The following is a 13033-nucleotide window of genomic DNA, read 5'->3' as shown; positions in this document are numbered from 1 at the left end:
TGGTGGTGTATCACCAGGAGACCGGCAACGCCTTGGGGCCGCGGATCAGCCCGCCCGTCTGCCACTCGATCCGTTCCGGCGGCACCGCGAGCGCGAGTGCGGGGTAGCGGTCGAGCAGGGTGGCGAGGATGATCTCGGACTCCATCCGCGCCAGCATCGAACCCACGCAGTGGTGGGGGCCGTTCCCGAAGGCCATGTGCGCGATCGGCCCCCGGTCGAAGTCCAGTACGTCCGGGTCGGGGAAGGCCTCGGGGTCGCGGTTGGCCGCGAGGTACGACGAGTAGACCGCCTCGCCGGCCCGGACCACGACACCGGCGATCTCGACGTCCTGCGTGGCGATCCGCGGCAGGCCCACTCCGCTGCGGTGCGGGATGTAGCGCAGCAACTCGTCGACGGCCTGCGGCACCAGGTCCGGTTCGGCGCGCAGCCGTTCCAGCTGCCGGGGATGGGTGAGCAGCGCGTACACCATGTTGGCGCTGTTGTTGCGTACGGCGTGCGCACCGCTCACGAGGATGGCGGTGGCCAGCGAGACGGCCTCCGGCTCCGTGATCTCACCGGCGTCGGAGGCCGCGGCGAGGACTCCGGCCAGGTCGTCGCGGGGCTGCTCGCGGCGTCGGGCGAGCAGGTCGACGACGCAGTCGCGGACCGTCGACCTGGCGTCGCTGCTCCGCTCGGGGGCCGGACCGGGAGTCATGATCAGGTTCGCCCAGGACGTCATGTCCTCGCGCATGTCCTGGTCCATCCCGAGCAGGTCGGCGACGGCCGCGAGCGGGAAGGGGCCGTGCAGGTGCTCCACCAGGTCCGCCGGTGAACCGTGCCGCTCCATCTCGTCGAGGAGGTCGTCGACGGTGCGCTGCGCGGCGGGCCTGAGCTTGCCCATGCTCTTGCCGGTGAACGCCCGCGCCACCACCCGGCGCATGTTGTTCAGGCGTGGCGGGTCCGCGTAGTTGAGGGACGCCTGCTGGGAGGCGATCGCGTGCGGCGAGGAGCTGGTGACCGTACGCCCGACCAGCTCCGCCCTGCTGAAGCGCGGGTCGGTCGTCGCCGCCTTGACGTCGTCGTAGCGCGCCATCAGCCAGGCGCTGCCCTCGCCGAACGGCAACTGGACGCGAGTGGCCCGCCCGTCCCGTAGCCGGTCGTGCAGGAAGGGGTCGAAGTCGAGGCCCTGGAGGTCGTCGAGACCCCAGTGGTGGACCGCCTCGTCCGGAGTCGGCCCCGTCCCGTCCAGAACCCGTTCCGTGTCGTCCGTGGCCCGTTCCGTGTCGGGGCCGAGGGGCGCGCGCGGCTCTGAGGTCATGCTTGATCTCCCTGCTTCGATGTCGGCTTCCCTGTCGCTCCCCCGGTCGCCCCCGGCGATCGATTCCGCCGGACGCGGGCTGCGACATGCCTTCCCTGTCGCCACTCGACTCGCCGCCCGCGCCGCCCAGCGTCACCGGATCGGCCCCGTCCACCGGCGGATCAGTCCCGCGCGCGCATTGCGCACAGGTCCGTGAGGCTGTGTCCGAACAGGAAGGAGAGCCGCCGTGGCGACTCTGTGCAGACCGTCGGTGTCAGTGCCCGAACATGTGATCACCATGGAGCAGACGCTCGACCTGGCCCGCTCCGTGCATTCCGCCCATCCGCAGCTCGACCTGGCCCTGCGGCTGATCGAGAACACCGGCGTCGCGAAGCGGCACCTGGTGCGCCCGATCGACGAGATCCTCAAGCACCCCGGCTTCGAACAGCGCAACGCCATCTACGAAGCCGAGGCCAAGGCACGGGTACCGGAGGTGGTACGTCAGGCGCTGGCCGACGCGGAACTGCGGCCCACGGACATCGACCTGATCGTCTACGTGTCCTGCACCGGCTTCATGATGCCGTCCCTGACCGCGTGGATGATCAACGCGCTTGGGTTCCGCACCGACACCAGGCAGCTGCCCATCGCCCAGCTGGGCTGCGCGGCGGGCGGCGCCGCGGTGAACCGTGCGCATGACTTCTGCACGGCGTACCCGGAGGCGAACGCGCTGATCGTCGCCTGCGAGTTCTGCTCCCTGTGCTACCAGCCGAGCGACCTGGAGGTCGGAAACCTGCTGTCCAACGGCCTGTTCGGCGACGGAGTGGCCGCGGCCGCCGTCCGGGGCCGCGGCGGCCACGGCATCCAACTGCGGCGCAACGGCTCGTACATCATTCCCCAGACGGAGGAGTGGATCGCGTACGAGGTCAAGGCGACCGGGTTCCACTTCAGGCTCGACCGGCGCGTTCCCGGGACCATGGAGCCGCTCGCTCCGGTGCTGAAGCAGCTGGCCCACGCCCATGGATGGGACGCCGCCGCCTTGGACTTCTACATCATCCATGCCGGTGGCCCGCGGATCCTCGACGACCTCAGCAAGTACCTCGGAGTGGCCTCCGAAGCATTCCGCTTCAGCCGGGCCACACTCACCGAGTACGGCAACATCGCGAGCGCCGTCGTCCTGGACGCGTTGCGCCGCCTCTTCGACGAGAACGAGACCCACGACACCGCGCGAGGCCTCCTCGCAGGGTTCGGACCGGGCATCACCGCCGAAGTCGCACTGGGCAACTGGAGCACAGGACGAGAGGCCTCCTAGACGAGACCACTCAGGCGTAAGACCGCGTCAGGAGGAATCGGAAAGCATGCTGAGGGACGGCCCCGAGACCGCGCAGCCACCCATCACGCACTGGCCGGCACTGAATCTGGACGGGGTCGACTTCGACCCCGTTCTCACCGAGCTGATGCGGGCGGGGCCGGTGACCCGCATCAAGCTCCCCAACGGAAGCGGGTGGGCCTGGCTGGTCTGCCGGTACGACGACGTGCGGACGGTGACCAACGACCCGCGCTTCAGCCGCAAGCTGGTCGTCGAGCACGATGTCACCCGCCTGGCACCCCACTTCATCCCCGCCCCCGGCGCGGTCGGCTTCGAGGACCCGCCCGACCACACCCGACTGCGTCGCGCCGTCGCCGGTGCCTTCACCGCCGCCGGTGTGGAACGCCTCCGTACCCGGGCACAGGGCATCCTCGACGGACTCGTCGACGGGATCCTGCGCGACGGACCGCCGGTGGACCTGACCGAGCGTCTGCTCGCGCCCTTTCCGCTCGCCGTCGTGTGCGAGCTGATGGGCGTTCCCGAGGCCGACCGCGCCGCGGTGCACGAGTGGACCACCCTGATCCTCTCCTCGACCCAGGGCGCGGAGCGCAGCGAGCAGGCCAAGGCGGACATGCTGGCCTACCTCGGCGCGCGGCTGCGCGAGGGGAGCACAACCGGCGGTGACACCGTCATCGGGCTGCTCGTCAAGGCCATCGAAGCCGGCGAGGTCACCGCGGAGGAGGCCACTGGCCTCGCGCTGCTCATCCAGATCGGCGGCGAAGCGGTCACCAACAACGTGGGCAACATGGTCTACATCCTGCTCACCCGGCCCGACCTCCTCGAACGACTGCGGAGCACACCCGAGTTGCGGCCTTCGGCACTCAACGAACTCCTGCGCTACATCCCGCACCGCAACGCCGTCGGGCTCTCCCGTGTCGCCCTGGAGGACGTCACGGTCGCCGGCCAGCTCATCCGCGCGGGCGAGGCGGTCTACGTCTCCTATCTCGCCGCCAACCGCGACGCGGACGTCTTCCCCGACCCCGACGAGCTCCGGCTCGACCGCAGCCCCAACCCGCACGTCTCCTTCGGCTACGGCCCGCACTACTGCCCCGGAGCGGTGCTCGCCCGGCTCGAGTCCGAACTGCTCGTGGACGCACTGCTCGACCGGTTCCCGGAGGTGCGGTTCAGCGTCTCCACGGACGAGCTGCGCTGGCGTCCCGGAGCGCTCATCCGGGGGCCCGAAGGTCTCCCGGTGACCTGGTCATGACCGCGCACCTCGCCCGTTCGGGTCTGCTCGTGCCGCCCGGCCACGGCCGCACCCTGATCACCACCGCCCAGCAGGTCACGTTCAAGGTCACCGGGGAGCACTCCCAGGTGACCTCCAGCTTCGAGGTCGTCGTACCGCCCGGCTTCGACGTCGGGGCGCACCTGCACACACGGAGCGAGGAACTCTTCTACGTACTCGAAGGCGAGCTCGACGTGATGGCGTTCGAGCCGCGCGTCCGCAGCGGGGACGACTGGCGGCAGTGGCAGGCGCTCGACGGCCGCCGGGTCGTCCGGGCGACCCCCGGGACCGTCATCGTGGTTCCGCCCGGCTGCCCGCACGCCTTCGCCAATCCGACGGGCGCACCGGCCAGAATGTTCTTCCAGGCCTCACCCCCGCCGGATCACGAGCGGTACTTCGAGGAACTCCTCGCCCTGCTCGACGCCGGTACGTCACCGGACCCCGCGGCGATCCAGGAGCTGCGGGCCCGCTACGACATCGAGCAGCTCACTCCGCTGCGCCACGACGTGTCCTGACCTGCCTGACCTGGCCTTGTACGGCCTGACCTTGTCCGGCCTGGCCTGGCTCCGGGACACACCCCCACTCCGACCCTCCGCCCCTCATTCTCGGGAGATCTCATGCTGCGCACCCGGCGCACGCTGGGCACCGCTCTGCGTGCCCTGCCCACCTCGGTCCTCGTCGTGGCCTCCGTGGCCATGGCTCCGGCCCCTGCCGCCGCTCCACTGCCCGCCCACTGGTGCTCCGTCAACGGTGTGGAGGCCCCGCCCGGGGAGAGGGTGGAGGGAACGCCGGGCCCCGACACGATCATGTGCGAGGGCGACGTGCAGAACGCCATCGTCTGGGGAGGCGGCGGCGACGACAGGATCCGGGTCAAGGGCCTGGTCGTCGACTCGTCGGTGCTCGGCGGCGACGGCGACGACACGATCCAGGTCAACAACCTCTACCCCCGCACCGCCGACGCGATGGTCCGCGGCGGCGGTGGCGACGACAGCATCATCACCGCGGTGGTCGTGGGCACCGCCGAGCACGGCGCCACCGTCCACGGCGACCACGGGAACGACGAGATCACCACGGGCACCGTGCAGGGCCAGCCCGGCCCGTACCAGCGCGGCGGCGGCCAGGTGTTCGGCAACGACGGCAACGACGTCATCCGCCCCAGCTCGGTCGACCTCGGCGGCCGGGTCGTCGGCGGCAGCGAGAACGACCTCATCGAGCCCAAGTCGGTGGGCGCCGAGTCCTCCGGGACCATCCAGGGCGGACCGGGCAACGACGTGGTCCGGGCACCGGGCGACGAGGTCCTGACCATCGGCCCCGGCTGGGCGATGGTCGACGGCGGTCCGGGGACCGACGAGTGCAAGGTGAAGCACGCGTCGACGGGCGACCGTATCCGCAGCTCAGTCGCGGGCTGCCCCTGAGGGACCGCGGCCCCGGTGGGCGCCGTGGGCGCGCTCCACGGCCAGTCCGCCGGGCAGCATGAAGAACGTCAGGACGGCTCCGGCGGCGAAGATCCCCGCCGCTGCCGTGAAGACGGTGTGATAGCTCTCCACGGCGGCCCGCGCCACGACTTCGGGCGTGGGCCGCCGGTCCGCCAGATATGCGGCGGCGGTGCCCGCGGCGAGGGTGCTCATGAGCGCCGTGCCGACCGAACCGCCGATCTGCCGCAGGGCGTTGACCGTGGCCGAGCCGACACCGGCGTCCCGTGGGTCGATGCCCGCGGTGCCGAGGTTCATGGCAGCCGCGGTGATCAGGCCCATCCCGAGGCCGGTGGCGATCTGGCCCGGCACGATGTCGACGACGTACGCGCGCTCCGGCGAGAGGCCGGTCATCCACCCCATGCCGAACGCCGCGAGCAGCATGCCGCCGCTGACCCGCGCGCGGGCGCCGAGCCCGCTGAACAGGGCCGTGCCGCTGCCGATCGCGCTGATCACGATGGACCCGGACATGGGCATGAAGGCGAGGCCGGTCCTGGCGGGGCTGTAGCCGCGGTTGTGCTGCAGGTAGTACGCGAGGAACAAGAAGCACCCGAACATGCCCAGGCCGGTGATGAACACGGCCACAAGCGCCGTCCCCCGGACCCGGTCGAGCACGATGCGCAGGGGCAGCAGCGGGTGCCGTGCCCTGCTCTGCCACCACACGAACACCGCGACGAGTACGGCACCGGCCGCGAGGAAGCCCCAGCTGTTAGGTGACGTCCAGCCGTGGACGCCGGCCTGCGCGAGCCCGTACACAAGGCAGAAGAGACCGGACGAGGCCAGGGCGGCGCCGGGCAGATCGAGCCGGGGCGGGGCGGTGGGCCGTTGCCGTCCGAGCAGCAGCGCGCCGCCGGTGACGGCGACGGCCGCGAAGAGGACGTTGACGTAGAGCGTCGAACGCCAGCCCAGATGCTCGGTGAGCAGGCCGCCCAGGAGCAGCCCCACCGCACCGCCCGAGGCGGCGAGGGACCCGAACACGCCGAAGGCGCGGCCGCGTTCGGGTCCGACGAAGGTCGTCGTGAGCAGGGCGAGGGCGGCGGGTGCGAGCAGGGCCGCGCACACGCCCTGCAGGGCGCGGGCCGTCACGAGCATCTCGAAGGAGGCCGCGGCGCCGCCGAGCGCGGAGGCCGTGGCGAACCCGATGTGGCCGACGAGGAAGGCACGCCGTCGCCCGAACAGGTCGGCCACCCGCCCACCGAGCAGCAGCAGGGTGCCGAAGGCCATGGCGTACGAGGTGACCACCCACTGGCGGCCGGTGTCGGAGAAGCCGAGGTCGGCCTGTGCGGAGGGCAGGGCGATGTTCACGACGGTGGCGTCGAGGACGACCATGAGCTGGGTGAGGCCGATGACCGCGAGGATCTTCCAGCGGCGCGGATCGGGGGTCGGTGCGGCCTCTGCGGGCCCGCGACCGGTCCGGGTTCCGCCCGTGGGCTCCGTTGCCATGGTGCGACTCCCTGAGGTGCGCGGGATCTGCCTGAGACCCATCTGACCTGCTGCGGGGTCGGGGCGCATCCGGGGGACCGCGCGCCGGGCCGGCTCCTCGACCGCCGCCGGCACGCACGAGAGCCCCCGCGGGGCGGGGGCTCTCAGGGCTGTTCGGCCGGCGCGGCTAGTCGGAGAGGTGGCGCTCCACCGTCTCGACCTTCGACGTCATGCCGTCCGTCACGCCGGGGCGGATGTCCGCCTTGAGGACGACGGAGACGCGCGGGGCGCGCGCCTCGACGGCGGCCACGGCGCGCTTCACGACGTCCATCACCTCGTCCCACTCGCCCTCGATCGAGGTGAACATGGCGTCCGTACGGTTCGGCAGACCGGATTCACGGACGACGCGGACCGCGTCGGCGACGTACTCCCCCACGTCCTCGCCGACGCCGAGCGGCGTCACGGAGAAGGCGACGATCATGCGGTGACCGAGCCTTCCTGGCGGGCGCGGGAGGCGATCACGGCGGCCTCGGCCTCGCGCTTCAGCATCTTCTCGGCGAAGAAGCCGCCGGTGGGCAGCACGGAGAGGACGAAGTAGAGCGCGGCCCGCTTGACGTCCCACTTGGTGCGGTTCCAGGCGTCCAGCCAGAACAGCACGTACAGGACGAACAGGATGCCGTGGATCGCGCCCATCACCGGGACCGCGTTGAAGTCCGTGGTGCGCTTGAGCACCGAGCAGACCAGCAGCAGCAGGAACGAGATGGCCTCCGGCGCGGAGACCAGGCGCAGGCGGCGGAGGGCGGAGGCGGTCTTGAGTTCCACGGGTCACCTTCGTCGGGGGGCGAATGCGGTAAGGGCGATCTTGTGAACGTACGCACAAGCTCGATCCATTGTGGCAGCCACACTTTGCCGGATCTTTATCAGGGTCGGGGTCAGGGTCGAGGTCAGGGGCGGATCAGGGAGGAGTCCGGTCCGAAGCCCCTGTTCGCACCCGCCTCCGGCCGACTAAATTCGGGGCGTGGCTCAGTTCCGACTCCAAAGCAGCAAGGTTCTCGCCGTCTCCCTCACGGGCGACGGCGTGAAAGCGAAGAACGGCTCGATGGTCGCGTACGACGGCCAGATGGCGTTCAAGAAGATGTCCGGCGGCGGCGAGGGCATACGCGGCATGGTGACCCGGCGGCTCACCGGTGAGCAGATGACAGTGATGGAGGTGAAGGGGCACGGCACCTGCTTCTTCGCCGACCGCGCGAGCGAGATCAACCTGGTCCAGCTGCACAACGACACCCTGTACGTCGAGTCCAGCAACCTGCTGTGCACCGACGGCGGCCTGCGCACCGGCACCAGCTTCACCGGGCTGCGCGGCGCCTCGCAGGGCAACGGCCTGTTCACCACGACCGTCGAGGGCAGCGGGCAGGCGGCGATCATGTCGGACGGTCCGGCCGTGGTGCTGCGGGTCTCGCCGCAGTACCCGCTGAACGTCGACCCGGGGGCGTACATCGCGCACCAGGGCAGGGTCAGCCAGAGCTTCCAGTCGGGTGTGAACTTCCGCACCCTGATCGGCGAGGGTTCCGGCGAGTCCTTCCAGATCCGCTTCGAGGGCGACGGTCTCGTGTACGTCCAGCCCAGCGAGCGCAACACCGTGGGCGGGGAGGTCTGAGATGCCGTTCCGAGAGGTCAACTCCAGGGTGGTCGAGGCCACCGTCACGCCGGGGCAGCGGCTGTTCAGCCAGCGCGGGGCGATGCTGGCGTACAAGGGCGAGGTGTCCTTCACTCCCAATACGCAGGGCGGCCAGGGCGGGCTGATGTCGATGGTCGGCCGCCGGGTCGCGGGCGAGGCGACGCCGCTGATGACGGTCGAGGGCAGCGGCACGGTGCTGTTCGGGCACGGCGGTCACCACATCGAGGTGATCAACCTCGCCGGGGACACGCTGTACGTGGAGGCGGACCGGCTGCTCGCCTTCGACGGGACGCTCGAGCAGGGCACGATGTTCATGGGCGCGCAGGGCGGGGTCATGGGCATGGTGCGCGGCCAGGTCACCGGACAGGGCCTGTTCACCACCACCCTGAAGGGGCACGGCGCGGTCGCCGTGATGGCGCACGGCGGGGTCATCGAGATCCCGATCACCCCGCAGGGGCCGGTGCACGTCGACCCGCAGGCGTATGTCGCCCACCACGGCGACGTACGCAACAAGCTGTCCACGGCGCTCGGTTGGCGCGACATGGTGGGGCGCGGCTCGGGCGAGGCGTTCCAGCTGGAGCTGTCCGGGAGCGGCGCGGTGTACGTCCAGGCATCGGAGGAGAAGCTGTGAGCACGCCCGTGGTCCTCGACCCGATGACGCTGCCGAGCGACGACAACGTCAACCCGTACACCTTCTGCGTGGAGTTGAAGGGGAGCTCCTGGTTCTTGCAGCGGGGCAAGATGATCGCCTATTACGGGTCGATCGACTTCCAGGGCATCGGGCACGGCCGCCTCGACCGCCTGGTGCGTACGTCGTTCCACTCGCCCTTGCACGCGAGCGACTGGGTGGTCGCGGAGGGCAGCGGCAAGATGCTGCTCGCCGACCGCGCCTTCGACGTGAACTCCTTCGATCTCGACGAGGGCAACCTGACGATCCGCTCCGGCAATCTGCTCGCTTTTCAGCCAACTCTCGCGCTGAAGCAGTCCATTGTCCCGGGCTTCCTGACGCTCATCGGCACGGGCAAGTTCGTGGCCGCGAGCAACGGCCCGGTGGAGTTCCTGGAGCCGCCGATCCGGGTGGATCCGCAGGCGCTCGTGGGCTGGGCCGACTGCCCTTCCCCGTGCCACCACTACGACCACGGGTACATGACCGGGGTGATGGGCGGCCTGAGGCAGCTGACCGGGCTCGGTGGGGCGTCCGGCGAGGAGCACCAGTTCGAGTTCGTCGGCGCCGGTACGGTCCTGCTGCAGTCGTCCGAGGCGCTGATGCCGGAGCAGGCGACGGGCGCGACTCCGCAGCAGGCGGGTGTGCCCGGCGGCGGGGCGGCCGGGCAGGGCGGCCAGGGGGCACCGAGGCTTCCCGGCCAGCTCGGGGACCTGCAACGGCGCTTCGGGCTGTGAACGGTAGTCTGCGGAGTGTGACGGCTTCGAACAGCGGCACGAAGCGCCCCGCCCCGGCGCGAAGCACTGACCCTGCCGGGGACCGGCGGTCGCGGAGCGGGCGAGCCCCCGCCGTGGGCGCCGTCACACTCCCCGCACTCGTTCACCTTTCAACTTTTTAGGTAGAATCGATACATGGAGACTGAGACGGCCACCCACTGGCTGACCGAAGACGAGCAGTGCGCCTGGCGCACGCACCTGGAGGTCAACAGGCTGCTCACGTACCAGCTCGAGAAGGACCTGCAGCCCTTCGGCCTGACCATGAACGACTACGAGATCCTGGTCAATCTCTCCGAGTCCGACGATCTGCGGATGCGGATGAGCGACCTGGCGACGGCCACCCTGCAGTCCAAGAGCCGCCTCTCGCACCAGATCACCCGCATGGAGAACGCGGGTCTGGTGCGGCGTGAGCACTGCGAGTCCGACCGCCGTGGGCTGTTCGCGGTCCTGACCGAGGACGGCCTGGAGACGATGCGGAAGGTCGCCCCGCACCATGTCGAGTCCGTGCGCAAGCACTTCATCGACATGATGGACCCGGAGGCGCTGAAGCAGTTGCGGGCGACGCTCACCCCGGTCGCGGAGCGGCTGCGGGCACAGCGCGGCAAGCAGTAGCACGGGCAGGCAGTAGCCCCTCGGGCCCCTTCGGGAGGCTCAGCGATCCGACGGCAGCCGGACCTGGAACAGCGCCCCGCCGTCCGCCGACTCCCCGACGGTCAGCGTGCCGCCGTGCCGCCGTGCCACGTCGCGGGCGATGGCGAGGCCGAGCCCGGCACCGCCGTCGTCCCGGCTGCGGGCGTCGTCGAGCCGTACGAACCGCTCGAAGATCCGCTCCCGTTCGGCCGGCGGCACCCCGTCGCCGTCGTCCGCGACGGTGAGCTCCGCGAAGCCGCCCTCGGCACGCACCGCGACCGAGATCCGGGAGCGCGCGTGCCGCTGCGCGTTGTCCAGGAGGTTGCCGAGCACCCGCCCCAACTGCGAGCGGGAGCCGTCGACTTCGATGCCGTCGGCGGCCGTCACCGTCACCGGGACGCGGTCCCCGGCACGCTGCGAGACCTCCTCGCGCACCAGCGCGCCCAGGTCGAGCCGGGCGTCGCCGGCCCGCTCCCCCGCGTCGAGCCGGGCGAGCAGCAGCAGGTCGGCGGCGAGCTGCTGGAGCCGCACCGTGTCCGCGACGGCGCCGTCCACGTCAAGCAACTCCGGGTGGGCGGCGCCCACTTCGAGCTGGGTGCGGAGCGAGGCGATCGGGCTGCGCAGCTCGTGCGAGGCGTCCGCGACGAACCGCCGCTGCCGCTCCACGCTCGCCTCCAGGGCGGTCAGGGTCTCGTTGGTGGTACGGGCGAGCCGCGCCACCTCGTCGTGCGCGTCCGGCTCGGGGACCCGCCGCGAGAGGTCCTCGGACGCGGTGATCGCCGCCATCTCGGCCCGGATGCCCTCGACCGGACGCAGCGCGCGCCGGGTCACCAGCCAGGTCACACCGCCCACCACGAGCAGCAGTACCGGCAGGCCGATCAGCATGGCCGTCGCCGCCGTACGCACCGCGCCGTGCTGGGCGTCCAGGGGTGCGCCCGCGTACACCAGGACCGTCTCGTCCCGGAAGTCCGTCACCTCGACCTCGGCGAAGCGGTACTCGGCCTGCTCGCCGTCGACCGTGGCCCGGCCGGAGCTGTGCCAGGTGATCTCGCCGAGTTCGCCGGGCTCGGGGTCGTCGTCATCGCCCTCGTTGTCCCGCTCGGCGGCCGGGTTCCCGACCGGCTTCACCCCTGGCACTCCGGTGCCGTGGATCGCCGTCAGGTCCTCGGAGACCGCGAGCACCCGGCCGTCCCGGTCGACGACCTGCACCGGGTGCTCCTCGCCGTCCGGCAGGTCGAGATCCTCGTACGGGGTGCGGGTGGCGATCTGCGAGGCGACCTGGCGGGCGGCGTTGTCGGCCTCGTTGTCGGCCTGGTCGCTCAGGTTGCTGCGCAGCGAGAGCAGCACGGCGACGCCCGCCGCGATCAGCGCGACGGCCACGACGAGGGTGGCGCCGAGCGTGGCCTTCGCCCGGATCGACCCGAACATCCGGCTCACTTCGACTCCAGCCGGTACCCGGCGCCGCGCACCGTCTTGATCAGTGCGGCGCCCAGTTTGCGGCGCAGGGCGCTGATGTACACCTCGACGATGTTGGGGTCGCCCTCGTACGCGAAGTCCCAGACGTGCTCCAGGATCTCCGACTTGGAGACGATCGCGCCGGCCCGGGTCGCGAGCTGCTCCAGGACCGCGAACTCCTTCGCGGTGAGCGTCACTTCGGTCTCGCCCCGGTGCACGCGGCGGGCGGCCGTGTCGACCTTGATCTCGCCGAGGGTGATCACGGGCGAGCCGCCGTTGCCGCCACGCCTGCGGAGCAGGGCCTTGATCCTGGCGACCAGGACGACGTACGAGAAGGGCTTCGTCAGGTAGTCGTCGGCGCCGGTGTCCAGGCCCTCGGCCTCGTCGTACTCGCCGTCCTTGGCGGTCAGCATCAGGATCGGCACGTCGTGTCCGGCGGCGCGCAGGGCGCCGCAGACCCGGTAGCCGTTCATGCCGGGCAGCATGATGTCGAGTACGACCAGGTCGTACACCCCCTCGCTCGCCCGGTGCAGCCCTTCCAGGCCGTCGTGGACGACATCCACGGCGTACCCCTCGGCGCCCAGGCCCTTGGCCAGGGACACGGCGAGGCGCTTCTCGTCCTCCACGATCAACAAACGCATGGCCCCAGGGTCGCAAACCCTTCCTGAACCGAAGCTGAAGACCGCTTCAGGCGGCTTCAGCGTGGCTTCAGGTGCCGTCGGCCAGATTGGTCCCCGTCGACACCGCACCGGCGCCGCCCTCAAGTCCAAGGCCGGCACGGCGGTCTCGGCGGACCTGGACGGCGACGACGGCACCCGTGCGTGGAGCCGACGCGTGCTCCAGCCAGCACCTGGCGTACCTGAACGCCCATGAGCGCCTCGACAAGGCCACCGCGGACCCGGCGGCGCGGCAGGCCGGCGAGCAACTGGCCGAGGCGCAGACGCACTTCGACACCGTCGAGCGGAGGTCTTCGGTGAGGGCACCACCACGTACGCGGTCCGCGTGGACGCGGGCAGCGGGAAGGTGCTCGGCGCGGAGACGGAGACCGCGAACCAGGACTAGGGCGCCT

At 71.0% G+C, this 13033-nt stretch carries 14 protein-coding genes; 8 read left to right on the top strand and 6 right to left on the bottom strand.

The features are described from left to right. Positions 1-10 precede the first annotated feature (10 nt). On the bottom strand, positions 11-1297 hold the full coding sequence (locus tag GUY60_RS04520) for a cytochrome P450 (protein ID WP_161693991.1): 1287 nt from the start codon (positions 1295-1297) through the stop codon (positions 11-13). 226 nt (positions 1298-1523) lie between these two features. On the opposite strand from GUY60_RS04520, the gene GUY60_RS04515 reads away from it, so the two are divergent. The 4 genes from GUY60_RS04515 to GUY60_RS04500 all read left to right on the top strand — a co-directional run bounded on the left by GUY60_RS04515 (position 1524) and on the right by GUY60_RS04500 (position 5282). Further along, positions 1524-2585 carry a type III polyketide synthase gene (locus GUY60_RS04515; RefSeq protein WP_161693989.1) on the top strand — a complete coding sequence of 354 codons (1062 nt, stop codon included), beginning with the start codon at positions 1524-1526 and terminating at the stop codon, positions 2583-2585. A 46-nt stretch (positions 2586-2631) separates the two neighbouring features. Then, positions 2632-3849, top strand: coding sequence for a cytochrome P450 (locus GUY60_RS04510; RefSeq protein ID WP_161693987.1), 1218 nt, complete (start codon positions 2632-2634; stop codon positions 3847-3849). Beyond that, a complete protein-coding gene (locus GUY60_RS04505) occupies positions 3846-4382 on the top strand; it encodes a cupin domain-containing protein (protein ID WP_161693985.1) in 537 nt (178 codons plus the stop codon). Before GUY60_RS04510 ends, GUY60_RS04505 begins: the two co-directional genes overlap by 4 nt. A 102-nt stretch (positions 4383-4484) precedes the next feature. Further along, positions 4485-5282, top strand: a complete 798-nt coding sequence (locus GUY60_RS04500) for a hypothetical protein (protein WP_161693983.1) — start codon at positions 4485-4487, stop codon at positions 5280-5282. On the opposite strand, the gene GUY60_RS04495 is transcribed toward GUY60_RS04500, so the two are convergent. The 3 genes from GUY60_RS04495 to GUY60_RS04485 all read right to left on the bottom strand — a co-directional run bounded on the left by GUY60_RS04495 (position 5262) and on the right by GUY60_RS04485 (position 7583). Continuing rightward, the gene (locus tag GUY60_RS04495; protein WP_161693981.1) at positions 5262-6782 is read right to left on the bottom strand and encodes a DHA2 family efflux MFS transporter permease subunit; all 1521 of its coding nucleotides are present in this window, start codon (positions 6780-6782) and stop codon (positions 5262-5264) included. The two genes, GUY60_RS04500 and GUY60_RS04495, sit on opposite strands and share 21 nt — an antisense overlap. Before the next feature lie 166 nt (positions 6783-6948). Continuing rightward, positions 6949-7242: an MTH1187 family thiamine-binding protein gene (locus GUY60_RS04490; protein ID WP_161693979.1), complete on the bottom strand. Its 294-nt coding sequence runs from the start codon at positions 7240-7242 to the stop codon at positions 6949-6951. Beyond that, positions 7239-7583, bottom strand: coding sequence for a DUF3817 domain-containing protein (locus tag GUY60_RS04485; protein WP_161693977.1), 345 nt, complete (start codon positions 7581-7583; stop codon positions 7239-7241). Before GUY60_RS04485 ends, GUY60_RS04490 begins: the two co-directional genes overlap by 4 nt. Positions 7584-7779: 196 nt before the next feature. On the opposite strand from GUY60_RS04485, the gene GUY60_RS04480 reads away from it, so the two are divergent. The 4 genes from GUY60_RS04480 to GUY60_RS04465 all read left to right on the top strand — a co-directional run bounded on the left by GUY60_RS04480 (position 7780) and on the right by GUY60_RS04465 (position 10491). Then, entirely contained in the window at positions 7780-8418 is a 639-nt protein-coding gene (locus GUY60_RS04480; protein WP_161693975.1) for an AIM24 family protein, read from the top strand. A gap of 1 nt (position 8419) precedes the next feature. After that, positions 8420-9070, top strand: a complete 651-nt coding sequence (locus tag GUY60_RS04475) for an AIM24 family protein (protein WP_161693973.1) — start codon at positions 8420-8422, stop codon at positions 9068-9070. 23 nt (positions 9071-9093) lie between these two features. Further along, positions 9094-9840 (top strand): AIM24 family protein, encoded by a 747-nt coding sequence (locus GUY60_RS04470; protein WP_161694040.1) that lies wholly within the window; start codon positions 9094-9096, stop codon positions 9838-9840. Positions 9841-10014: 174 nt separating this feature from the next. Next, on the top strand, positions 10015-10491 hold the full coding sequence (locus GUY60_RS04465; RefSeq protein WP_161693970.1) for a MarR family winged helix-turn-helix transcriptional regulator: 477 nt from the start codon (positions 10015-10017) through the stop codon (positions 10489-10491). Positions 10492-10530: 39 nt separating this feature from the next. On the opposite strand, the gene GUY60_RS04460 is transcribed toward GUY60_RS04465, so the two are convergent. Further along, positions 10531-11946 carry a sensor histidine kinase gene (locus GUY60_RS04460; RefSeq protein ID WP_161693968.1) on the bottom strand — a complete coding sequence of 472 codons (1416 nt, stop codon included), beginning with the start codon at positions 11944-11946 and terminating at the stop codon, positions 10531-10533. Beyond that, entirely contained in the window at positions 11943-12605 is a 663-nt protein-coding gene (locus GUY60_RS04455; protein ID WP_161693966.1) for a response regulator transcription factor, read from the bottom strand. Before GUY60_RS04455 ends, GUY60_RS04460 begins: the two co-directional genes overlap by 4 nt. Positions 12606-13033: the final 428 nt, after the last annotated feature.

This window comes from Streptomyces boluensis (assembly GCF_009908195.1).
In the GTDB taxonomy this organism is placed as follows: domain Bacteria; phylum Actinomycetota; class Actinomycetes; order Streptomycetales; family Streptomycetaceae; genus Streptomyces; species Streptomyces boluensis.
This window is presented reverse-complemented; position numbering and strand designations above follow the sequence as displayed.